Below are 21,648 nucleotides of genomic sequence, written 5' to 3'. Positions count from 1 at the left end.
ATTAAGCGTTATTTTATACTATGCGAGCGCTTTTTGTTACTGCGTAAGACGCAAAATCCTGCGTCCTTGAATCTACAAATAGTTATTTACATGTTTCTTACAAATGTCACCAATTGTTGCGTATTATGAAGGAAGGCAATTGAACCATTATCATCACCATAAGAGAGAAACATGTCTGCATTCATTAAATGGTTAGGAGTAGGGGTAGGGATGGTTTCTCTATCTGTCTCAGCATTAACACTTCAACAGCAACGAGATATGTATGAGGAAGCTCAGTCTCTAATTACTGAAGACAACTTAACGGAATACCAACCTCTTAGAAAACAACTGGATAGTTACGCATTGACCCCTTATCTGGACTATCGCGTTTATATGACGGATATCGCAACGCGCACTCCTAATGAAGTAGAGCAGTATATTAAAGATAACTATCAGTATCCTTTTTCTCAGTCGGTGAGAGGCGCTTACCTTGATGCGCTAGTCGAAGCGGAAGATTGGCATGGATTTTATCGTTTTCAGGCCAGTAAACCTCGAATGCAAAGTTATCAATGCAGTTATTATTTTGCTCAATACCAAGTGGGTAAAACGGTTGATGCGTTCAAAGGGGCATCTGATTTATGGCTAACAGGTTCAAGCATTGCACCTGAATGTGACGAATTATTTGAAGCTTGGAGTGAGGCTGGTTTACGCAATGACGAGTTAATATTGCAACGTATTGAACTGGCATTTGCTCGTCGTAATGGTCGATTGCTCAATTATCTAAAGGATCTTCCTAAATCGGAAGTCGCGAGAGAAAACGCTGTTGCGATTTATAACCTATATAAAAATAAATCGAAGATCGAAACGTTTGCCACTTCTCAGCCACAAATAGAAATCAATAAAAAGGTCTCTTTGGCCGCGTTAAAGCGCATTACCTATCAAGAAGCGAATCCTGAGCTTGCGATACAGGCGTTAGACAACGTAGCTAAGGCTCAGCAGTTTTCCGACAAGGAGTATCAAGATACTGCGGATTACATCGCTTATAGCTTGATCAATACTGAAGATGAAGACCTCGCTAAGTGGCGCGACAAAGCACTTTTAAGTAGTACGAATCCAAAATGGCTAGAACGAAGAGCGCGTCTGGCGATTCAGCATCAAGATTGGAAAGGGCTAGATGTTTGGATTAATAAGTTGCCAAGCAAAGATAAAAACTCCAAGCGCTGGAAGTATTGGCAAGCTCGTACCGATATAGCATTAGGTGAAGTAGAGCAGGGCAAAGCACAAATGCAGACCCTATTGGGTGACAGAAACTTTTACAGTATTGCAGCCGCAGACTACTTGGGTAAGCCTATTCAATACAGCACTTCTGTATTGACCGAACAGAAGGTGTCTATCAAGCCATTTTCATCGTCACTATCACGTATCAAAGAGCTGATTGCTGTTGATAAAATCACGGCAGCAAAACGTGAATGGCGCTGGTTGTTAGCTCGAGCTAATTCGGAACAGAAAAAGGCATTGGCTCAATATGCAGCATCGATGCGCTGGAATCACCTGACTGTCATTGCGACTATCGACGCTAAAATGTGGGACCACATTAGTTTACGTTTTCCTATCGCGCATCAATGGTGGTTTAATTTTTATGCCGAGAAATATGTTCTTGACCCTGTAACGCTGATGGCGTTGGCAAGACAAGAAAGTGCTCTTGATATTGATGCCCAATCACCTGTTGGTGCCAGAGGATTGATGCAAATTATGCCAAAAACAGCTTCATATACCGCAAAGAAATACGATATTGATTATGCAGGAGCTGATGAGCTATTTGAGGTGAACAAGAATATCGAGATAGGCAGTCAATATCTTGCTGGACTACTCGGTGACTATCAGGGCAACCGCATATTGGCCTTTGGCGCTTATAATGCAGGGCCACACAGAGTTAAGCTTTGGAGAGAGCGCACCGGTGGCAAAGTCGATGCCTACTCCTACATCGAAGCGATTCCATTTAAAGAAACGCGAGGCTACATTCAAAATATTCTTATGTTTGAAGTCTATTATCGCGATATTTTGAATCAGCAAGGTTCATTTTTATCTGACTTAGAGTCTGAAATGAAGTATTAATAAGGGAGTTTCAATTAGTCAGTCAACATACTATGAATTCAGTTGAGCAAGAGTGGCAAAAGCTACTTTTCACTATTGCCAAGGCCACGGAAGAAGGAGAGCATCAGACGTTACTGTCTATTATGCTCACTCCTGACGAAAAAGAGGCCTTGGTAACTCGCGCCAAAATTTTGCATAAGTTGCTTAATGAAAAATGCTCACAACGCCAGATTAGCCAAGATCTTGGTGTTGGTATTGCGACAGTTACGCGTGGTTCTAATGAGTTAAAGAGACATTCAGAAGAGGAACAGGAGTTGGTTTCTCGCTTGCTTAAGCCATTCATAGAATAAAGCCCCAGTACTTATAAAAAATACTGAGGCTTTAGTGTCGTTTTGGTTCAAGACGCTCAAAAGGCGTCTTGATTAACAAATGGAATCAGAGCCAAGATCAAGGCTTGGTGATACACGCTACTTCGACTCAAGCAATTATTGGTTAAGATGCCAATAGCGCCACCTTTTTGTTTTATGTTCTTTGTACCATAGACTTCATCCATGGCATCGCCGAGTTCTTTGCCTTGCTCAATTAAGCTCAATACCTTAGGTGGCAGCATCAAACTAGACGACCGTGACTCTCCATGTCGATCTTGCGAGGCTATGATCATCCATGCAAACGTAGCATCATCTTCAATACCGGCTTCTAAACCCACATAATAATCCGCATCTTGGATTACTTGTTTTGCATTTGAAACACGGTTTTGAGCGCCTAATTTAGTCTCTTTGTTAGAAAGTGGTTGATCACTCACTCCACTATCAACACTCACTCCATCAAAGCTAAATGCTTGTTCAGGGAACATTTCACCAAAAGCACTTTCTACTGCTTTTATTTTTGCAGGGTTTAAAGAGGCGACAATGACTCTTTGCATCTCAATATTCACCTAAAGAACCTTAATTTGAGTAGGTTTGATGTTTTCACTTGGATAGCAGCCCAACACTTTTAGGAAACGAGTGATTTTTACCAGTTCGTTGATGGCCATCTGAGTTGCTTGTGAGTCTAGGTGTGCCTCAAGGTCCATGTAGAACATTTCTTCCCAAGGGTTACCCATGATTGGGCGTGACTCTAGCTTAGTAATGTTGATGCTGTGTCGCTGTAATACCAATAGTGTTTCAACAAGGGAACCCGCCTCTTGAGAGGTCGACATGATGAGAGTGGTTTTAGCTGGGATCTGATCAGAAACGCTTACAGATTTACGAGCGACAACAATAAAGCGTGTATGATTTTCTGTTTGGTTGGCGATATTTTCTTGAACGTTTTGCAGGCCATATAGCTTGCCACTTAACGCATTACCAATGGCGGCTGCATCAGGACGGTTAAGCTCTTTCACCTTCAGCATGGCATCTGCAGTACTTGCGCAGGTTTCTAATTTAACGCTCTTTAAGCGTCCCAAGAAATCACTACATTGCTGGTGAGGCTGCGGGTGAGAGTAAAGAGTCTTAATCTCTTCTAATCGCACGTCAGTAGTGGACAGTAAGCAATGTTCAATCGGCTGTGATAGTTCACCAACGATATATAGCGTAGTATGCTGAAGAAGGTCGTATACCTCATTGATAGAGCCAGAGCTGGTATTCTCTATTGGCAAAACGCCGTAATCGGCATGTCCAGACTCAACAGTTTTAGTCACTTCTTTAAAGGAGTCACAATTAAGTTCAATGAGGTCGGTATTACGACGGCTGAAGTAATCGCGACTTGCTAGGTGTGAATATGATCCTTTAGCTCCTAAAAATGCAACTCTTGCCAACGGTTTACGTTGCAGAGCAGGATTAACTAGGTTCTGCAGGTAGGATTGTTGCAACAATACCGAATCTTCAATGATGGTATGAAATACCTTAGTGATGTATTCCGCATCCAATTGGTACTTATCTTTACCATTGTTTATCAGCTTTACAAGAAGTTGCTGCTCTCTATCTGCATCGCGAACAGGCTTCGATGTTTCCACTTTGCTTTTCGCAACTTCTAGGCTCAAGCTACGACGCTCTGACAGCAAATTTAGAAGTTTATCGTCTAGAACATTGAGTCGATTGCGAATTTCATCGAGAGAAAGTGGTGCTTCAGCCATTCCTAATTCCTTTATATGGGGTTGCGAAAGAGATATACGATTCACAATAAGCTAAGGCAGGAATTAGGGTCAAGGAAAAACAGCGCCATAAAGGCGCTGTTTGTGCAAGTTAAGTTCTAGTGCTTAGCTAGTAGACTTCTTCTTCTTCTTCAATTACTGGCTCTTCTGGCTCAGCGAGAATCTCGGCATGACTAGCTCGCCGTGCTTCTGGTTTGTGACGAAGTTTGTTCAATTGTCTCTCTAGTTTCTGCTCTACTTCGTTAATCGCTGTATATAGATCTGCGTGAACAGCAGAGGCAACCAGTTGGCCTTTCGGTACGCTAAGTACGGCTTCAAATTTTTTATTTTTGTTTGGCTCTTCTTGGAAGCTAGCATTGCAACTAATAATGTCGACTTGCCATTTTTCTAGTTTCTTAAATTTTTCTTCAATGTGAGTGCGAATCGCAGAGGTGATCTCGATGTTTTTTCCTGTGATATTCATTTTCATATATGTCGCTTCCTCTGTGTAAACCCCTTATGGGATAACTTCAGATTACGACTCTGATGGAATTAGTTTTGTGATCCACGTCACATTAAGGTGCAATTGCTTAATTGCCGATAATGTTTGTGATTATTTACATAGCTTTGCAAGAAAACCCTTGCGATCATCACTTTTTGATGTCAAATTTGAATGGATAGAGGCACTAAGAATCAATGATTTTTAGTGCCTCTTTTCGTTTTGTAACTGCTTGTTTTACAACGCAGCTGGACCGAATTTAATCATCAACGTCAAAGATTAGCTGTACCGCTTCGATCTCTTCAATTAGTTCATTGCTATGTTCGTTTCGCTGATCTTGGATCTCACCTAACTGCTTATAGATGGTGTAGTAACGATTGATGTTAGCAACATACTGCACAGGTTCACGTCCAATGTTGCGTCGAGCCACAATCTCTACATTGTTAAACCATACGTTGTGATCAAAGCCTTGTTTCTTAGCTAGTGCTCGCATTCTGCGAATCTTTGCAGGACCAGCATTGTAGGAAGCGAGGCTAAAGTACACTTTATCGTTGGCGTCGATATCAGGATCGCTAAAGTATCGGTCGTGGATAAAGCGAAGGTATTTTGTGCCAGCATGAATATTGTTCTCAACAGGCTTGATATTGGGAATATTGATGTAAGGATCTCTCGCTGTAGCGGGCAATACCTGCATTATCCCAACAGCTCCTCGATGGGAGACCTTGCTGTTGTCTAAACCTGATTCCTGGAAAGCTTGAGCCGATAACATAACCCAATCAATCTGGTACTCCTGTCCATAACGCTCAAACAATTTAGACAGATTCGCTAACCTTGCCATTTTTTTAGGATTCAATGCGCGAGTTAACCAGCGAGTGTCTTGTAAGTATTTGCCGTAGATGACGTTGCCAAGTAAGGTTCCTCCCTTGGCAGTCTTCAAATAACTATTAATGACCTTCTTGAATTCAGGACTATCATGGCGCAGGGCCCATGCGATTTGTCCATCAGTGCGTAATGGCATCTGTTCGTGCACATGAACGTTTTCCATGACGTTCGTCCATAATTGGGCTTTGTGGCTATCAATGATAGTGGCCGGAATCAATCCTTGATTAACCATTTCGACCAGTTCGATGTCTTGAAGGTTCTCTTGAATAAAATTGACTCGAATCGGTGTATGACCACTATTGGATAGTTTTCGGTTGAGAACTTGAACGCTTTCAAAGTAGCTTGAGCTAGCGCGTATCCATACTTCCAAGCCACTAGCTTGTTCTAAAGAAGTAATTTCTGTAACTGTATTGCTGGTGAGAAACAATTCGCTTACCCCTTTTAGGATTGGGGTACTGAAGTCGATGATCTTCTCTCGACGCTCTGTAATGGTAAGGTTTGCCACTGCAATATCACCATACCCTTCATTCAACGCGTCAAATAATTCATCTCGGGCTACGGGAATGATTTTAATCCTCATATAAGGGTGCGTCTTTTTGAGGTTCATTTCGAAGTGATGGAGTTGTTCAGCAATAATGCCTTTGGGTCTTCCCCCTTCGACATAATAAAAGCCAAGATCAGCTGACACTAATGCACGTACAACACCCTTATCTTTAAGGGTTTTATAGTCGCCGGTATAGGTATTGTTAAGCAGAGGAGATAGCTCCAATGCTTGTGTAGAAAAGGATATTAATGATGAGGCAAGTAGCCAAACTATAAGATTTTTCATACAACATTCCGTGTTGGGTTATGAAAAAGTGACGCAAGCGCCGCTACGGAATGTTAAAAATTTAACATTCCGTATCTAGAATTTAACACTTAAAGGGGATTTAGCTCAATCAGTTTTTCAGTTCGAACTACAGCATCTTCTAAATTAAGCTCTTTATAAGCAATTAGTTGCAAGCGTAAAGACTTTCGTGCTGCTTCTGTATCAGGGTAGCTGCGCTGAATTTCTTGACTGCGATTAATAGCGGCTATCCATGCTTCACGGCGGATATAAAAATCTGCAGTCGCATAGTCATAGTTTGCTAGGCGATTTTTTAGAAAGACTAAGCGTTGCTGAGCATCTTCAGCGTATGGGCTATTTGGGTAGCGTTGTAGCAAGCGCTTGAAGTCGTTAAATGCCAGTTTCACAGGTTCTGGATCTCGATCTGAACGATCGATATTAAAGACATCGTGAAGGAAGTTTCTGTCCTGTGCCATATGAGAAAGGCCCCGCATATACAGAATCCAATCTGATTTTTCGTGCGTAGGGTTCAAGCGAGTAAAACGCTCAATGGTCGCCAGAGCTAATGGTAACTCATCGTTCTTATAGTATGCATATACCAGATCCAGTTGAACCTGCTCTGAATAAGGACCGAATGGGTAACGAGAATCCAAAGCTTCCAGTTTTTCCACAGCAGAAGACCAATTACCCTCTCTTAAAGAGATCTGAGACTCAGCATACAGCTCCGCTGGTGGGATATCAGGGACGATGTCATCGCTACTGCTGCATCCAAAAAGCAACAAAGCAGATAGAAGACCGATTATAGTTTGATGTTTCATGTTAAAACGAGAAGCCATGCTCAATTAAATTATTTCCTTGGTTGCCGTTACAATCGGCAAGTAAGCAGATACAATAACGGATAGAACGCTTATTTTTTCATATAAACAAGCATTAGTCCCACAGTTTTTTAAAAAGTTCGATATGGCCCAGCAGATAGAATTAAAAAGTACCGTAAAAGAGAGCCAACTAGGCCAACGCCTAGATCAGGCCATTGCAGAATTGTTCGACGAGTTTTCTCGTTCGCGCATGAAAGAGTGGTTGCTCAACGGAAAAGTCAGCGTTGATGGCGTTGTCGTAACCAAAGCTCGCGTGAAGGTAATGGGCGGTGAAGAGATCACTGTTCAAGCCGTAATCGAAGATGAAGAACGTTGGGAAGCACAAGATATCCCTCTAGATATCGTCTACGAAGACGAAGATCTATTGGTTATCAACAAGCCTCGCGGATTCGTTGTTCACCCGGGAGCAGGAACCCCTGATAGCACAGTGCTCAATGCCTTGTTGTTCCATTATCCGCAAATCGCAGAAGTACCGCGCGCGGGTATTGTGCACCGTCTTGATAAAGACACCACAGGCTTGATGGTGGTTGCGAAGAATGTACCAACTCAAACTCGTCTTGTACGTGCATTGCAAAAGCGCCGTATTACTCGTGAATATGAGGCGATTGCGATTGGTAAAATGACTGCAGGTGGCATGGTAGAAAAACCAATTGGTCGCCACTCCACTAAGCGAACCTTGATGGCGGTGAATGAACTTGGTAAGCCTGCGCTGACGCATTATCGAGTCGCGGAGCATTTCCGTGAACATACTCGTATTAGACTCCGTCTAGAGACCGGTCGTACTCACCAGATTCGTGTGCATATGTCTTATTTGCAGCACCCTCTACTTGGCGATATCGCTTATGGCGGTCGTGCTCGTATTCCTAAAGGTGCTTCAGAAGAGTTAACTGCGATGATTCGCGGTTTTGATCGTCAAGCTCTGCATGCTGTTATGCTGAAATTCGATCACCCATCTACAGGTGAAGAGATGCAATTCCATGCACCAGTACCTGATGATATGGTCGAAATGGCAGAGGCACTGCGTCAAGATATGCGTCTTAACCATGAAGACGACTATTAATGAGTTACTTGCATCCTAGTTGGAAAGTTGTAGATCGCGTGAAATCCATTAGCTCAACTCGAGTTGGTGGTTTTTCATTGGGCGATTTTGCAAGTCTTAACCTAGGGATGCATGTGAATGATGACCCTGTTATCGTTCAAAAAAACCGAGATCATCTTGCTCAGTTGAGTAAGATGCCTTCACCTCCAGTGTGGATGAATCAAACACACTCTACTGTTGTGGTTGAATTGACAGAGCCTACCTGTGAAACCATCGAAGCTGATGCATTGGTGACTTCTGTGCCAGGGGTGGTATGCAGTGTAATGACTGCCGATTGCTTGCCTGTTTTATTCGCTAGTGTCGACGGCACGAAAGTGGCGAGTGCTCATGCAGGATGGCGCGGCTTAGTCGGTGGAATTTTAGAAAATACTCTAAGTCATTTTACCTCTCCCGTTATTGCTTGGGTTGGCCCAGCGATTAGCCTGGATGCATTTGAAGTGGGAGATGAAGTAAGGCAGCAGTTTGTTGATAGTAACAATGACGATGCCATTGCCTTTCATCAGCACAAGCCAGGCAAGTGGATGGCCGATCTGCCCTTGCTTGCTAAGCTGAGACTGCAAAGGGCTGGTTGTCACAATGTTACTCTTTCAGGTTTATGTACCTACTCTGAAACCGAGCGTTTCTTTTCTTACCGTAGACAAGCATCCACTGGGCGGCAATCTAGCTTTATTTGGATTGAGTAACCCTTCTTCTTTTGCCTAACACTTGAAATCGTCTTTTGATGCAACCATGTGATTATTAGATAATCACTAATTGCTCTCAGGAGGCCAACATGCGTTACGATCGTTTAACCGGTAAATTTCAAGCCGCACTTTCTGATGCCCAATCTTTGGCAGTAGGCCGAGATCATCAATATATCGAGCCGTCACATTTACTCTTCTCTTTGCTCAATCAAGAGGGAGGTAGCGTCAGGCCATTATTGACCTTGATACAGGTTGATATTACGCAACTGCGAGCTCAATTATCAGAAAAGCTGGATAGTTTTCCAAAAGTCAGTGGCATGTCTGCTGAAGTTCAAGTTTCTTCATCACTGACCAAGCTACTTAACCTGTGCGATAAGTTCGCCCAAAAGCGCAACGATAGCTACATTTCATCTGAATTATTTTTGCAAGCGGCGATTCATGATAGCAGCCAACTAGGGCCTATGCTCAAGTCTCAAGGCGTAACCGAAAAGAAAATCGTTGAAGCAATCGAAAAGATCACGGGTGGTCAAAAGGTCGATGACCCTAATGCAGAAGAGCAGCGTCAAGCATTGGAGAAATATACCATTGACCTTACTGCTCGTGCAGAACAAGGCAAACTTGATCCTGTTATTGGACGAGATGATGAAATTCGCCGCACCATTCAAGTGTTACAGCGCAGAACTAAAAATAATCCGGTGCTTATAGGTGAACCGGGTGTAGGCAAAACGGCTATTGTCGAAGGACTTGCACAGCGCATCATTAATGATGAAGTTCCAGAAGGGCTTCGAGGTCGTCGCGTACTTTCTTTGGATATGGGAGCTCTGATAGCCGGTGCCAAATATAGAGGTGAGTTCGAAGAGCGCTTGAAAGCCGTGCTTAATGAATTGGCTCAAGAAGAGGGTAATATCATCCTCTTTATCGATGAAATGCATACTATGGTTGGTGCAGGCAAAGCCGATGGCGCTATGGATGCTGGCAATATGCTAAAACCGGCATTAGCTCGAGGTGAGCTTCACTGCGTAGGAGCGACAACATTAGATGAACATCGCCAATATATAGAGAAAGACCCCGCGCTTGAACGCCGTTTCCAAAAGGTGCTGGTGGATGAACCTAGCGTGGAAGACACCATCGCAATCCTTCGTGGTTTGAAAGAGAAGTATGAGCTTCACCATCATGTTGATATTACAGATCCAGCTATTGTTGCAGCTGCGACGTTATCACATCGGTATGTTTCAGATCGGCAATTGCCAGATAAGGCGATTGATCTGATAGATGAAGCGGCGTCTTCTATTCGTATGCAAATTGACTCTAAGCCAGAGGCGATGGATAAGCTTGATCGTAAAATCATCCAATTGAAGATGGAACAACAAGCGCTGAATAAAGAAGATGATGATGCGAGTCGTAAGCGCATAATGCTTATTAATGAAGAGTTGTCTGATAAAGAACGTCAGTATGCTGAATTTGATGAGGTGTGGGTTGCTGAGAAAGCCTCGTTATCTGGTACGCAAAATATAAAAGCAGAGTTAGAGCAGGCGCGTTTAGATATTGAGTTTGCTCGTCGAGCTGGCGATCTCAATAGAATGTCTGAGCTGCAATATGGTCGTATCCCGGAGTTGGAGAAACAACTACAACTTGCCTCTGAAGCTGAACAGAAGGAGTTGACCTTACTTAAGAACAAAGTAGGGGACGCAGAAATTGCAGAGGTACTATCTAAACAAACCGGTATTCCTGTCGCGAAAATGCTAGAGGCTGAAAAGTCGAAGCTACTTCGCATGGAAGACGAGCTGCATGAAAATGTTATCGGACAAAATGAGGCGGTAAGTGCAGTCTCTGATGCAATTCGTCGCAGTCGTGCGGGGCTCTCAGATCCCAATAAGCCAATTGGGTCATTCCTATTTCTAGGTCCAACCGGTGTAGGTAAGACCGAACTGTGCAAAACACTAGCGAACTTTATGTTCGATAGTGGGGATGCAATGGTTCGTATTGATATGTCAGAGTTCATGGAAAAACACTCTGTTGCTAGATTAGTAGGTGCACCTCCTGGTTATGTGGGCTACGAAGAGGGTGGGTACCTTACTGAAGCAGTAAGACGTAAACCTTATTCGGTCATTCTCTTGGATGAAGTAGAGAAAGCTCACCCTGATGTATTCAATATACTGCTGCAGGTACTTGATGATGGGCGACTTACTGATGGACAAGGTCGCACTGTTGATTTTCGTAATACCGTCTTAATCATGACCTCGAACTTAGGATCAGCGCAAATTCAAGAGGGATTTGGCGAGGCATCTTATATACAAATGAAAGAGCGGGTAATGGAAATAGTGAAAAGTCATTTCCGTCCAGAGTTTTTAAACCGTGTAGATGAAAGTGTCGTATTCCACCCTCTAGGTGAAAAACATATTCGCAATATTGCTTCTATTCAGCTTCAAGCATTAATTGCGCGCTTAGAGGCAAAAGAGTATCAACTGTCTATTACCGATGAAGCCCTGGATAAAATTGCTCATATTGGCTTCGACCCTGTTTATGGTGCAAGACCACTTAAGCGGGCTATTCAGCAATATATTGAAAATCCATTGGCAAAATCACTATTGTCAGGAAAATTTGCTCCAGGCGAGCAGATAGAATTGATTGTTGAAGACAGTAATATCGTAGCGAGACAAGGCTAATTCACTAAATTACTGGTTTGATTCATGATAGATTCACCACGAAAACGTTTGCTTTGCCTGAAAAGTAAACGGTTGGTGCGTTTTATTGAAAAAAGTGCTTTTTAGGGGTTGTCAGAGGGCGTTTTATTCTTATAATGCGCCTCCGTTGTCACGATAAACATCGCAGGCAACAAACGGTGCTAAAAAGATGAAATGATTAATAAAAAAGTGGTTGACACTGATAATTATCTCATTAGAATAGGCCGTCCGCTTGGAGAGGTAACCCTTGAAAAGCAACGCTCTTTAACAATTTAAACCTATCAATCTGTGTGGGCACTCGTTGATGATAATCGAAAAGATTTATCAATGAACTGAGTGACCAATACAATGATTTTTAATCATTGGCACAGTCAATTCATTATCGTTCTGTTGGAACGATAATAGCTTTAAAATTACTTCTTACTTTCGAGTAAGGAACAGTTTTGAAGTCAGTATTCATTGAGCCGGTCGAAAGACCAAAAAAACTTTAATTGAAGAGTTTGATCATGGCTCAGATTGAACGCTGGCGGCAGGCCTAACACATGCAAGTCGAGCGGAAACGACAACATTGACCCTTCGGGTGATTTATTGGGCGTCGAGCGGCGGACGGGTGAGTAATGCCTGGGAAATTGCCCTGATGTGGGGGATAACTATTGGAAACGATAGCTAATACCGCATAACGTCTACGGACCAAAGAGGGGGACCTTCGGGCCTCTCGCTTCAGGATATGCCCAGGTGGGATTAGCTAGTTGGTGAGGTAATGGCTCACCAAGGCGACGATCCCTAGCTGGTCTGAGAGGATGATCAGCCACACTGGAACTGAGACACGGTCCAGACTCCTACGGGAGGCAGCAGTGGGGAATATTGCACAATGGGCGAAAGCCTGATGCAGCCATGCCGCGTGTATGAAGAAGGCCTTCGGGTTGTAAAGTACTTTCAGTCGTGAGGAAGATATATAAGTTAATAGCTTATGTGTTTGACGTTAGCGACAGAAGAAGCACCGGCTAACTCCGTGCCAGCAGCCGCGGTAATACGGAGGGTGCGAGCGTTAATCGGAATTACTGGGCGTAAAGCGCATGCAGGTGGTTTGTTAAGTCAGATGTGAAAGCCCGGGGCTCAACCTCGGAACCGCATTTGAAACTGGCAGGCTAGAGTACTGTAGAGGGGGGTAGAATTTCAGGTGTAGCGGTGAAATGCGTAGAGATCTGAAGGAATACCAGTGGCGAAGGCGGCCCCCTGGACAGATACTGACACTCAGATGCGAAAGCGTGGGGAGCAAACAGGATTAGATACCCTGGTAGTCCACGCCGTAAACGATGTCTACTTGGAGGTTGTGGCCTTGAGCCGTGGCTTTCGGAGCTAACGCGTTAAGTAGACCGCCTGGGGAGTACGGTCGCAAGATTAAAACTCAAATGAATTGACGGGGGCCCGCACAAGCGGTGGAGCATGTGGTTTAATTCGATGCAACGCGAAGAACCTTACCTACTCTTGACATCCAGAGAACTTTCCAGAGATGGATTGGTGCCTTCGGGAACTCTGAGACAGGTGCTGCATGGCTGTCGTCAGCTCGTGTTGTGAAATGTTGGGTTAAGTCCCGCAACGAGCGCAACCCTTATCCTTGTTTGCCAGCACGTAATGGTGGGAACTCCAGGGAGACTGCCGGTGATAAACCGGAGGAAGGTGGGGACGACGTCAAGTCATCATGGCCCTTACGAGTAGGGCTACACACGTGCTACAATGGCGCATACAGAGGGCGGCCAACCAGCGATGGTGAGCGAATCCCAAAAAGTGCGTCGTAGTCCGGATTGGAGTCTGCAACTCGACTCCATGAAGTCGGAATCGCTAGTAATCGTGAATCAGAATGTCACGGTGAATACGTTCCCGGGCCTTGTACACACCGCCCGTCACACCATGGGAGTGGGCTGCAAAAGAAGTGGGTAGTTTAACCTTCGGGAGGACGCTCACCACTTTGTGGTTCATGACTGGGGTGAAGTCGTAACAAGGTAGCCCTAGGGGAACCTGGGGCTGGATCACCTCCTTATACGATGATTACTCACGATGAGTGTCCACACAGATTGATATGGTTTAGAAAGTAAAGAGATTTGAAGCACCTCCCAAGGTGCTTCGACAGTTTGTGTTTACTCTTCGGAGTGAAGATAAATCTAGTGTCCCGTTCGTCTAGAGGCCTAGGACACCGCCCTTTCACGGCGGTAACAGGGGTTCGACTCCCCTACGGGATACCATTGGGTCGTTAGCTCAGCTGGTAGAGCAGTTGACTTTTAATCAATTGGTCGCAGGTTCGAATCCTGCACGACCCACCATTTTCTCCTTTAAAGGGAGAAAATAGTTCCTAAGATGGGGCTATAGCTCAGCTGGGAGAGCGCCTGCCTTGCACGCAGGAGGTCTGCGGTTCGATCCCGCATAGCTCCACCATCTTAGAATGTTCATACCACTGAACAATAAAATGTGGGCGATTAGCTCAGTTGGGAGAGCACCTCCCTTACAAGGAGGGGGTCACTGGTTCGAGCCCGGTATCGCCCACCATTCTCTAACTATTTTTGGAAACTTATTCCAAACCAGAACAAGAAATTGATACTGGTTGGGATTTTTGTCGCCTAAGCGAAGTAACTGAAAGTAATTAGAAAATGTTTTTTTATTGCCTTTTGGCTAGAAAATCATGCTCTTTAACAATTTGGAAAGCTGACGATTAGCTTAATTATATTTACTTTTTATAAAGTAAAACAAAACAGCTCAGGCTGTTGATTAAGTTAATCAAATTTAAAAGTTCTCAAATCCTACGTCTTTATGATGTAGGTACCAACACACATTCAAGTGTTCTTGGGAATGTACTCTTGCCAGAGTGCATTCAAATTTGAGTCCGGCAAAATCGAATGTTATCTCGCTCATAATAAAGAGATAACGCACCTTGGAAACGTCATACTACGCTGTAGCAAGCGTATTGCGTTAAGCAAGACCCTTTGGGGTTGTATGGTTAAGTGACTAAGCGTACACGGTGGATGCCTTGGCAGTCAGAGGCGATGAAAGACGTAATAACTTGCGATAAGCCCAGATTAGGTAGTAATAACCATTTGAGTCTGGGATTTCTGAATGGGGAAACCCACGTGCATAAGCACGTATCGTTATGTGAATACATAGCATAACGAGGCAAACCCGGGGAACTGAAACATCTAAGTACCCGGAGGAAGAGAAATCAACCGAGATTCCGAAAGTAGCGGCGAGCGAAATTGGATTAGCCCTTAAGCTTTTAATGCGTCAGGTGAAGAGTCTGGAAAGTCTCGCAGTATAGGGTGATAGCCCCGTAACCGACAACGCATTTTAAGTGAAAACGAGTAAGGCGGGACACGTGATATCCTGTTTGAACATGGGGGGACCATCCTCCAAGGCTAAATACTACTGACTGACCGATAGTGAACCAGTACCGTGAGGGAAAGGCGAAAAGAACCCCTGTGAGGGGAGTGAAATAGAACCTGAAACCGTGTACGTACAAGCAGTAGGAGCGCCTCGAAGCGTGACTGCGTACCTTTTGTATAATGGGTCAGCGACTTAATTTTAGTAGCAAGGTTAACCGTATAGGGGAGCCGTAGGGAAACCGAGTCTTAACTGGGCGTCGAGTTGCTAGAATTAGACCCGAAACCAGGTGATCTAGCCATGGGCAGGTTGAAGGTTGAGTAACATCAACTGGAGGACCGAACCGACTAATGTTGAAAAATTAGCGGATGACTTGTGGCTAGGGGTGAAAGGCCAATCAAACCTGGAGATAGCTGGTTCTCCCCGAAAGCTATTTAGGTAGCGCCTCGGACGAATACCAATGGGGGTAGAGCACTGTTAAGGCTAGGGGGTCATCCCGACTTACCAACCCTTTGCAAACTCCGAATACCATTGAGTACTATCCGGGAGACACACGGCGGGTGCTAACGTCCGTCGTGGAGAGGGAAACAACCCAGACCGCCAGCTAAGGTCCCAAAGTATAGCTAAGTGGGAAACGATGTGGGAAGGCTCAGACAGCCAGGATGTTGGCTTAGAAGCAGCCATCATTTAAAGAAAGCGTAATAGCTCACTGGTCGAGTCGGCCTGCGCGGAAGATGTAACGGGGCTAAGCTATACACCGAAGCTGCGGCTGCATACTTTTGTATGCGGGGTAGGGGAGCGTTCTGTAAGCGGTTGAAGGTGGTCTGTAAGGGCTGCTGGACGTATCAGAAGTGCGAATGCTGACATGAGTAACGATAAAGGGAGTGAAAAACTCCCTCGCCGGAAGACCAAGGGTTCCTGTCCAACGTTAATCGGGGCAGGGTAAGTCGACCCCTAAGGCGAGGCCGAAAGGCGTAGTCGATGGGAAACGGGTTAATATTCCCGTACTTCTTATAATTGCGATGGGGGGACGGAGAAGGCTAGGTGGGCCTGGCGATGGTTGTCCAGGTTCAAGTATGTAGGCGGAAAGTTTAGGTAAATCCGGACTTTCTTAACGCTGAGATACGATGTCGAGCTGCTACGTGCAGTGAAGTCATTGATGCCATGCTTCCAGGAAAAGCCTCTAAGCTTCAGATTATAAGAAATCGTACCCCAAACCGACACAGGTGGTCGGGTAGAGAATACCAAGGCGCTTGAGAGAACTCGGGTGAAGGAACTAGGCAAAATGGTACCGTAACTTCGGGAGAAGGTACGCTCTTGGCGGTGAAGTCCCTTGCGGATGGAGCTACTAGGAGTCGCAGATACCAGGTGGCTGCAACTGTTTATTAAAAACACAGCACTGTGCAAAATCGTAAGATGACGTATACGGTGTGACGCCTGCCCGGTGCCGGAAGGTTAATTGATGGGGTTAGACTTCGGTCGAAGCTCTTGATCGAAGCCCCGGTAAACGGCGGCCGTAACTATAACGGTCCTAAGGTAGCGAAATTCCTTGTCGGGTAAGTTCCGACCTGCACGAATGGCGTAATGATGGCCACGCTGTCTCCACCCGAGACTCAGTGAAATTGAAATCGCTGTGAAGATGCAGTGTACCCGCGGCTAGACGGAAAGACCCCGTGAACCTTTACTACAGCTTGGCACTGAACATTGACCCTACATGTGTAGGATAGGTGGGAGGCTTTGAAGACGGTACGCTAGTATCGTTGGAGCCGTCCTTGAAATACCACCCTTGTATGCTTGATGTTCTAACGTTGGTCCCTTATCGGGATTGCGGACAGTGCCTGGTGGGTAGTTTGACTGGGGCGGTCTCCTCCCAAAGAGTAACGGAGGAGCACGAAGGTGGGCTAAACACGGTTGGACATCGTGTGGTTAGTGCAATGGCATAAGCCCGCTTGACTGCGAGAATGACAATTCGAGCAGGTGCGAAAGCAGGTCATAGTGATCCGGTGGTTCTGAATGGAAGGGCCATCGCTCAACGGATAAAAGGTACTCCGGGGATAACAGGCTGATACCGCCCAAGAGTTCATATCGACGGCGGTGTTTGGCACCTCGATGTCGGCTCATCACATCCTGGGGCTGAAGTCGGTCCCAAGGGTATGGCTGTTCGCCATTTAAAGTGGTACGCGAGCTGGGTTTAGAACGTCGTGAGACAGTTCGGTCCCTATCTGCCGTGGGCGTTGGAAGATTGAAGGGGGCTGCTCCTAGTACGAGAGGACCGGAGTGGACGAACCTCTGGTGTTCGGGTTGTCATGCCAATGGCATTGCCCGGTAGCTAAGTTCGGAATCGATAACCGCTGAAAGCATCTAAGCGGGAAGCGAGCCCTGAGATGAGTCTTCCCTGGCACTTTAAGTGTCCTAAAGGGTTGTTCGAGACTAGAACGTTGATAGGCAGGGTGTGTAAGTGCTGCGAGGCATTGAGCTAACCTGTACTAATTGCCCGTGAGGCTTAACCATACAACACCCAAGGGGTTTTGTGGACTCGAAGTAAGAACTTTGAATGTGTATTAAGAACTTTTAGATAATAGCTTTCCGAATTTTAAAATTTGCTTGGCGACCATAGCATTGTGGACCCACCTGATTCCATGCCGAACTCAGAAGTGAAACATAATAGCGCCGATGGTAGTGTGGGGTTTCCCCATGTGAGAGTAGGACATCGCCAGGCTTTAAATTAGATTGTATTGAAGCATTTACGTAAGACTTCAAAACAATAAAAATTAGGTGCGGAGTGGTAGTTCAGTTGGTTAGAATACCGGCCTGTCACGCCGGGGGTCGCGGGTTCGAGTCCCGTCCACTCCGCCACTAATAAAAAGCCCTAGTCGAAAGACTAGGGCTTTTTTACGTTTGTGGTTCACTGATTTGCAGCTAGCAAAGCCTCAGATTAGCCGTTCGCGTCGAAAGATTAGGGCTTTTTATTGCTCGTAAGAAATTATTACCCTTGTCGGCAATGAGTCCCAGTTGGTTGCAATTCCGATCACTCCGCTATTAAGGTGAAACCTTTATAGCTTTTCCTCGTCTGAAGAAAACTACTGTAACGCTTAGTTCATTAACCTTAGTTGCACTCAAGTCATCTAGATTAATGCTCTAACAACCGTTTAGTGACTAGAAACGACCTGCATAGTGTCTTATCTACTCACTTTTGTAATACTGAACGATGGATCACTCGAGAAGTCTTTAGAACTCATATCTTCAATTGGTATCAATGGTTTAAGTCTCTATCAATAGAGTAATTCATAAGACCAAAGCTAGTTGTTATTCTTTAGCTATAGAGCCTAGCTAAAGCGTTTTTCAAATACAAAAAAGGCCGCCTATCGGCAGCCTATTTACGTTTATCTATGCGAATTAACTATTAACTGTTTTACGCTTGAGCTTTGAGTGAATAAACAGAGCTAACAGAATAATGCCGCCACCAATGATTAGGCGGGTCATGTCTACGTCTCGATTCCAGATAGTGACATTAACAATCAATCCAGCTGGGATAAGTGCGTTGTTCATTATGGCAAGGTAACCAGGATCTACTTGGCTTGCACCTCTGTTCCATAAAAAATAACCTAATCCAGAAGCACCGATACCAAGCCAAAGCAGTACACCGATTTGTGTTGGGTCTGTAGGCAATTCAGCTTTGCCCCAAATAGCCCAAGCCACGGTAACTACGACTAAAGCACCAATATAGAACCAACCAAAGATATCCCGTTGCGCCATTTCTTCACGACTCTCTTTGAAGAACTTATAACCAACCTGACCAAATGCAAAACAGAGGTTAGAGCATTGGACAACCAAGAAGCCGATAAGATAGTCCTCTGTTAGATTGTCATAGCGAATAACTAGAGCGCCGATAACGGCAACAAAGGCACTGACTAAATAGAGAGGGTTGAATTGCTTTTTCAGAGCATCATAAATGAGGGTGACATAGATTGGGGTAAATACGGTGAACACCAACACTTCTGGTACCGTCAGTAGTAGGAATGATTGATAATAGAAAATGTACATTAAACCCAACTGGATACCACCAATCCCCATAAGTTGTAGAGCTTCAGATTTTTTAACTGCTTTTAAGCGGATCAAAGGTAAAAAAACGACTGCAGCTAAAGCTATACGAATCCAAACTGAGACATATGCGTCAACTTGTCCGGCTAAGTAGACACCAATTAAACTGAATGATAACGACCACATGATCGTTGTAACGATTAAATATCCCAAAACTACCTCGTATAGCAATAATGCAAGTTTTCTTGTTTACGCGGACCGCTGATTGACCAATTAAACTCGATAGAGTCATTATTCCATTTGGCCATGCCGCTATATAGGTCATCACCACAAACATGTGCTGAGTCACTAATCCATTGTTTTGTTTCAGTGTTATAACTGAGTACAAATAGCTCTACTGCATTTTCTCTGCCGAAGCGACTGTGCAGTAATTTAATTTTCGAAGCGTTCAGACGGTGCCATATGAACTCATTTTGAGTATCGACAGTATGTCCATTTTGCTTGAGAGTGAAACGCCCTTGCTCTTTAAAGTAAAGAGTGTCGCTTCCTTCCATTTCTATGTTGACTGAACCACTGCCTTCTCCAGCCCAGCCCATAACTGAACTGTCTCCAGGTTTTGATTGGTATTGGTAGTGATTAATCAATTGCAGTTGTTGCCAAAGATCAAACATAGTCGCTCTCGGTTTTCCCAAATTAGTGGAGTTTGCTTTAGTTATAAAAAATCCGATAGTCAGTAATGAATATCGGATTTTATAGGATGATAATTTAAGTGGCTCTACGCCATACCCTGAATAATCACAAACTTCTCGAGTAGTTCCTCTTCAGTCTCTACATGTTGAGGGTCAGTGATAATACACTTAGTAATAGGACACACCGACTGGCACGTAGGTGCGTCATAGTGCCCTTTACACTCAGTACACAGGTTTGGGTCTATCTCGTAGATAGAGTCACCCATGCTGATAGCATCGTTAGGACATTCAGGTTCGCACATATCGCAATTTATGCACGTTTTTTGGATCAATAGAGCCATCGATTATTTACCTGATGGGTTACGAGTATCTTGACCTGCGCTTAGGTTGCGCATCAGCAAGCCAAACTCTAAGTTCATATCTTCTGGTACTGGGATAAATACAAAGTGTCCATTACCTTTAGCATCATCGATGCTTTCAGACTTGCGGTTTTCCATGAGTTCAAGATTGAAGACAACGTTACCCTCTGGAGTCATTAGCTCTAGGCTATCGCCAACCAAGAATTTGTTCTTCACTTCTACTTCAGCAAGATCACCACGGCGTTTACCGGTAAATTCGCCCACAAACTGTTGAGAGTCTGATACTGAGTAACCGTACTCATAGTTCTGGTAAGCATCATGTGTATGGCGACGCAAGAAACCTTCAGTGTAACCACGGTGAGCAAGACTCTCTAGAGTGCCTAGTAGGTTTGGATCAAATGGTTTGCCTTCTACAGCATCATCGATAGCTTTACGGTAAACCTGAGCTGTACGGGCACAGTAATAGAAAGACTTAGTACGGCCTTCAATTTTTAGTGAATGTACACCCATTTTAGTTAAACGCTCTACGTGTTGAACCGCACGTAAATCTTTAGAGTTCATGATGTAAGTACCATGCTCATCTTCAAACGCTGCCATTTTTTCTTCTGGGCGATGAGATTCTGATAGCAAGATCACTTCATCCGTAGGCTTACCAAGACCTAGAGTATTGTCAGGACGCTCTTGGTTTTCTTGAGTAACCGCTTCTTGAATCTCAACGATTTGCCCCGTGTCATCTTCCGTTGCTTTCTCTGCCTTGTACTCCCAACGACAAGCATTGGTGCAGGTGCCTTGGTTAGGATCACGTTTATTCATGTAGCCAGACAGTAAGCAACGACCTGAGTACGCCATGCATAATGCACCGTGAACAAAGATTTCTAGCTCTGTTTCCGGGCAGTGCTCGCGGATCTCTTCAATTTCTTCTAGCGAAAGTTCACGAGAAAGGATAACGCGCTCTACACCTTGAGTAGACCAGAACTTTACTGTAGCCCAGTTTACGGCGTTTGCCTGAACCGATAAATGAATTGGCATTTCAGGAAATGCTTCACGAACCATCATAATGAGACCTGGATCTGACATGATCAGAGCGTCGGGGCCCATCTCAACAACAGGCTTAAGGTCGCGGATAAAGGTCTTTAGTTTAGAGTTATGAGGCTGGATGTTACAAACCACATACAGTTTCTTGCCTTGCGCATGTGCTTCATTGATACCGATTTGTAGATTTTCGTGATTGAACTCATTGTTACGAACACGAAGACTATATCGTGGTTGGCCTGCATAAACCGCGTCTGCACCGTATGCAAATGCGTAGCGCATGTTTTTTAGGCTGCCGGCAGGAGAAAGTAATTCTGGTTTGAACATGTTTATATACTCTATTCTGATTTCAAGTCAGGATCTCACCACCTTGTAGCGAGATATAAGGAGGGCGAATTTTACGGGATCGTCGCAAAAATCGCCACTA

14 protein-coding genes, 5 tRNA genes and 3 rRNA genes are annotated in these 21,648 nt (G+C 44.6%); 13 read left to right on the top strand and 9 right to left on the bottom strand.

Annotated elements, in window-relative coordinates; genetic code table 11:
- Positions 1-171: 171 nt before the first annotated feature.
- The gene (locus OCU48_RS10880) at positions 172-2,094 is read left to right on the top strand and encodes a transglycosylase SLT domain-containing protein (protein WP_141345004.1); all 1,923 of its coding nucleotides are present in this window, start codon (positions 172-174) and stop codon (positions 2,092-2,094) included.
- Between the two features lie 32 nt (positions 2,095-2,126).
- Positions 2,127-2,423 carry a trp operon repressor gene (gene trpR, locus OCU48_RS10875; protein ID WP_141345005.1) on the top strand — a complete coding sequence of 99 codons (297 nt, stop codon included), beginning with the start codon at positions 2,127-2,129 and terminating at the stop codon, positions 2,421-2,423.
- A 56-nt stretch (positions 2,424-2,479) separates the two neighbouring features.
- On the opposite strand, the gene yjjX is transcribed toward trpR, so the two are convergent.
- From yjjX to bamD, 5 genes are all read right to left on the bottom strand, one after another.
- Complete coding sequence (gene yjjX / locus OCU48_RS10870; RefSeq protein WP_141345019.1) at positions 2,480-2,995, bottom strand: inosine/xanthosine triphosphatase; 516 nt, start codon at positions 2,993-2,995, stop codon at positions 2,480-2,482.
- A 12-nt stretch (positions 2,996-3,007) separates the two neighbouring features.
- Entirely contained in the window at positions 3,008-4,186 is a 1,179-nt protein-coding gene (gene pheA, locus OCU48_RS10865) for a prephenate dehydratase (protein ID WP_141345006.1), read from the bottom strand.
- A gap of 127 nt (positions 4,187-4,313) precedes the next feature.
- Positions 4,314-4,673 carry a ribosome hibernation-promoting factor, HPF/YfiA family gene (hpf, locus tag OCU48_RS10860; RefSeq protein ID WP_141345007.1) on the bottom strand — a complete coding sequence of 120 codons (360 nt, stop codon included), beginning with the start codon at positions 4,671-4,673 and terminating at the stop codon, positions 4,314-4,316.
- A gap of 268 nt (positions 4,674-4,941) precedes the next feature.
- On the bottom strand, positions 4,942-6,393 hold the full coding sequence (locus OCU48_RS10855; RefSeq protein ID WP_141345008.1) for an MltF family protein: 1,452 nt from the start codon (positions 6,391-6,393) through the stop codon (positions 4,942-4,944).
- An 89-nt stretch (positions 6,394-6,482) separates the two neighbouring features.
- Positions 6,483-7,208 carry an outer membrane protein assembly factor BamD gene (gene bamD / locus OCU48_RS10850; protein ID WP_141345009.1) on the bottom strand — a complete coding sequence of 242 codons (726 nt, stop codon included), beginning with the start codon at positions 7,206-7,208 and terminating at the stop codon, positions 6,483-6,485.
- Positions 7,209-7,350: 142 nt separating this feature from the next.
- Between bamD and rluD the strand changes: the two genes are divergently transcribed.
- The 11 genes from rluD to OCU48_RS10795 all read left to right on the top strand — a co-directional run bounded on the left by rluD (position 7,351) and on the right by OCU48_RS10795 (position 17,956).
- Positions 7,351-8,325, top strand: coding sequence for a 23S rRNA pseudouridine(1911/1915/1917) synthase RluD (gene rluD / locus OCU48_RS10845; RefSeq protein ID WP_141345010.1), 975 nt, complete (start codon positions 7,351-7,353; stop codon positions 8,323-8,325).
- Positions 8,325-9,047, top strand: a complete 723-nt coding sequence (gene pgeF / locus OCU48_RS10840; RefSeq protein ID WP_141345011.1) for a peptidoglycan editing factor PgeF — start codon at positions 8,325-8,327, stop codon at positions 9,045-9,047. The genes rluD and pgeF overlap by 1 nt, the downstream gene beginning before the upstream one ends.
- Before the next feature lie 89 nt (positions 9,048-9,136).
- Positions 9,137-11,713 (top strand): ATP-dependent chaperone ClpB, encoded by a 2,577-nt coding sequence (gene clpB / locus OCU48_RS10835; protein ID WP_141345012.1) that lies wholly within the window; start codon positions 9,137-9,139, stop codon positions 11,711-11,713.
- 506 nt (positions 11,714-12,219) lie between these two features.
- A 16S ribosomal RNA gene (locus OCU48_RS10830) occupies positions 12,220-13,772 on the top strand.
- Positions 13,773-13,898: 126 nt separating this feature from the next.
- Positions 13,899-13,974 (top strand) — tRNA-Glu (locus OCU48_RS10825).
- Positions 13,975-13,976: 2 nt separating this feature from the next.
- A tRNA-Lys gene (locus OCU48_RS10820) sits at positions 13,977-14,052 on the top strand.
- A 36-nt stretch (positions 14,053-14,088) separates the two neighbouring features.
- Positions 14,089-14,164 (top strand) — tRNA-Ala (locus tag OCU48_RS10815).
- Positions 14,165-14,199: 35 nt separating this feature from the next.
- Positions 14,200-14,275 (top strand) — tRNA-Val (locus OCU48_RS10810).
- A gap of 446 nt (positions 14,276-14,721) precedes the next feature.
- Positions 14,722-17,611, top strand: a 23S ribosomal RNA gene (locus OCU48_RS10805).
- A gap of 92 nt (positions 17,612-17,703) precedes the next feature.
- Positions 17,704-17,819, top strand: a 5S ribosomal RNA gene (rrf, locus tag OCU48_RS10800).
- The 16S, 23S and 5S rRNA genes sit together here with 5 tRNA genes alongside, the layout of an rRNA operon.
- A gap of 60 nt (positions 17,820-17,879) precedes the next feature.
- A tRNA-Asp gene (locus OCU48_RS10795) sits at positions 17,880-17,956 on the top strand.
- Positions 17,957-18,496: 540 nt separating this feature from the next.
- Here OCU48_RS10795 and OCU48_RS10790 read toward each other — a convergent pair.
- The 4 genes from OCU48_RS10790 to trhP all read right to left on the bottom strand — a co-directional run bounded on the left by OCU48_RS10790 (position 18,497) and on the right by trhP (position 21,548).
- Complete coding sequence (locus tag OCU48_RS10790; protein ID WP_141345526.1) at positions 18,497-19,327, bottom strand: DMT family transporter; 831 nt, start codon at positions 19,325-19,327, stop codon at positions 18,497-18,499.
- Between the two features lie 29 nt (positions 19,328-19,356).
- Positions 19,357-19,812: a DUF6314 family protein gene (locus OCU48_RS10785; RefSeq protein ID WP_141345363.1), complete on the bottom strand. Its 456-nt coding sequence runs from the start codon at positions 19,810-19,812 to the stop codon at positions 19,357-19,359.
- A 104-nt stretch (positions 19,813-19,916) separates the two neighbouring features.
- On the bottom strand, positions 19,917-20,171 hold the full coding sequence (locus OCU48_RS10780; RefSeq protein WP_017028938.1) for a YfhL family 4Fe-4S dicluster ferredoxin: 255 nt from the start codon (positions 20,169-20,171) through the stop codon (positions 19,917-19,919).
- Between the two features lie 3 nt (positions 20,172-20,174).
- On the bottom strand, positions 20,175-21,548 hold the full coding sequence (gene trhP / locus OCU48_RS10775) for a prephenate-dependent tRNA uridine(34) hydroxylase TrhP (RefSeq protein WP_141345364.1): 1,374 nt from the start codon (positions 21,546-21,548) through the stop codon (positions 20,175-20,177).
- Between the last annotated feature and the right edge of the window lie 100 nt (positions 21,549-21,648).

It is taken from the genome of Vibrio inusitatus, assembly GCA_024346935.1.
In the GTDB taxonomy this organism is placed as follows: domain Bacteria; phylum Pseudomonadota; class Gammaproteobacteria; order Enterobacterales; family Vibrionaceae; genus Vibrio; species Vibrio inusitatus.
This window is presented reverse-complemented; position numbering and strand designations above follow the sequence as displayed.

Bases quoted from the DNA above. Each gene is read 5' to 3' on its own strand.
- OCU48_RS10780 (WP_017028938.1), bottom strand. From the start codon at position 20,171: ATGGCTCTATTGATCCAAAAAACGTGCATAAATTGCGATATGTGCGAA.
- clpB (WP_141345012.1), top strand. From the start codon at position 9,137: ATGCGTTACGATCGTTTAACCGGTAAATTTCAAGCCGCACTTTCTGAT.
- OCU48_RS10790 (WP_141345526.1), bottom strand. From the start codon at position 19,327: ATGTGGTCGTTATCATTCAGTTTAATTGGTGTCTACTTAGCCGGACAA.
- yjjX (WP_141345019.1), bottom strand. From the start codon at position 2,995: ATGCAAAGAGTCATTGTCGCCTCTTTAAACCCTGCAAAAATAAAAGCA.
- hpf (WP_141345007.1), bottom strand. From the start codon at position 4,673: ATGAAAATGAATATCACAGGAAAAAACATCGAGATCACCTCTGCGATT.
- OCU48_RS10785 (WP_141345363.1), bottom strand. From the start codon at position 19,812: ATGTTTGATCTTTGGCAACAACTGCAATTGATTAATCACTACCAATAC.
- bamD (WP_141345009.1), bottom strand. From the start codon at position 7,208: ATGAAACATCAAACTATAATCGGTCTTCTATCTGCTTTGTTGCTTTTT.
- trhP (WP_141345364.1), bottom strand. From the start codon at position 21,548: ATGTTCAAACCAGAATTACTTTCTCCTGCCGGCAGCCTAAAAAACATG.
- OCU48_RS10880 (WP_141345004.1), top strand. From the start codon at position 172: ATGTCTGCATTCATTAAATGGTTAGGAGTAGGGGTAGGGATGGTTTCT.
- rluD (WP_141345010.1), top strand. From the start codon at position 7,351: ATGGCCCAGCAGATAGAATTAAAAAGTACCGTAAAAGAGAGCCAACTA.
- pheA (WP_141345006.1), bottom strand. From the start codon at position 4,186: ATGGCTGAAGCACCACTTTCTCTCGATGAAATTCGCAATCGACTCAAT.
- OCU48_RS10855 (WP_141345008.1), bottom strand. From the start codon at position 6,393: ATGAAAAATCTTATAGTTTGGCTACTTGCCTCATCATTAATATCCTTT.
- pgeF (WP_141345011.1), top strand. From the start codon at position 8,325: ATGAGTTACTTGCATCCTAGTTGGAAAGTTGTAGATCGCGTGAAATCC.
- trpR (WP_141345005.1), top strand. From the start codon at position 2,127: ATGAATTCAGTTGAGCAAGAGTGGCAAAAGCTACTTTTCACTATTGCC.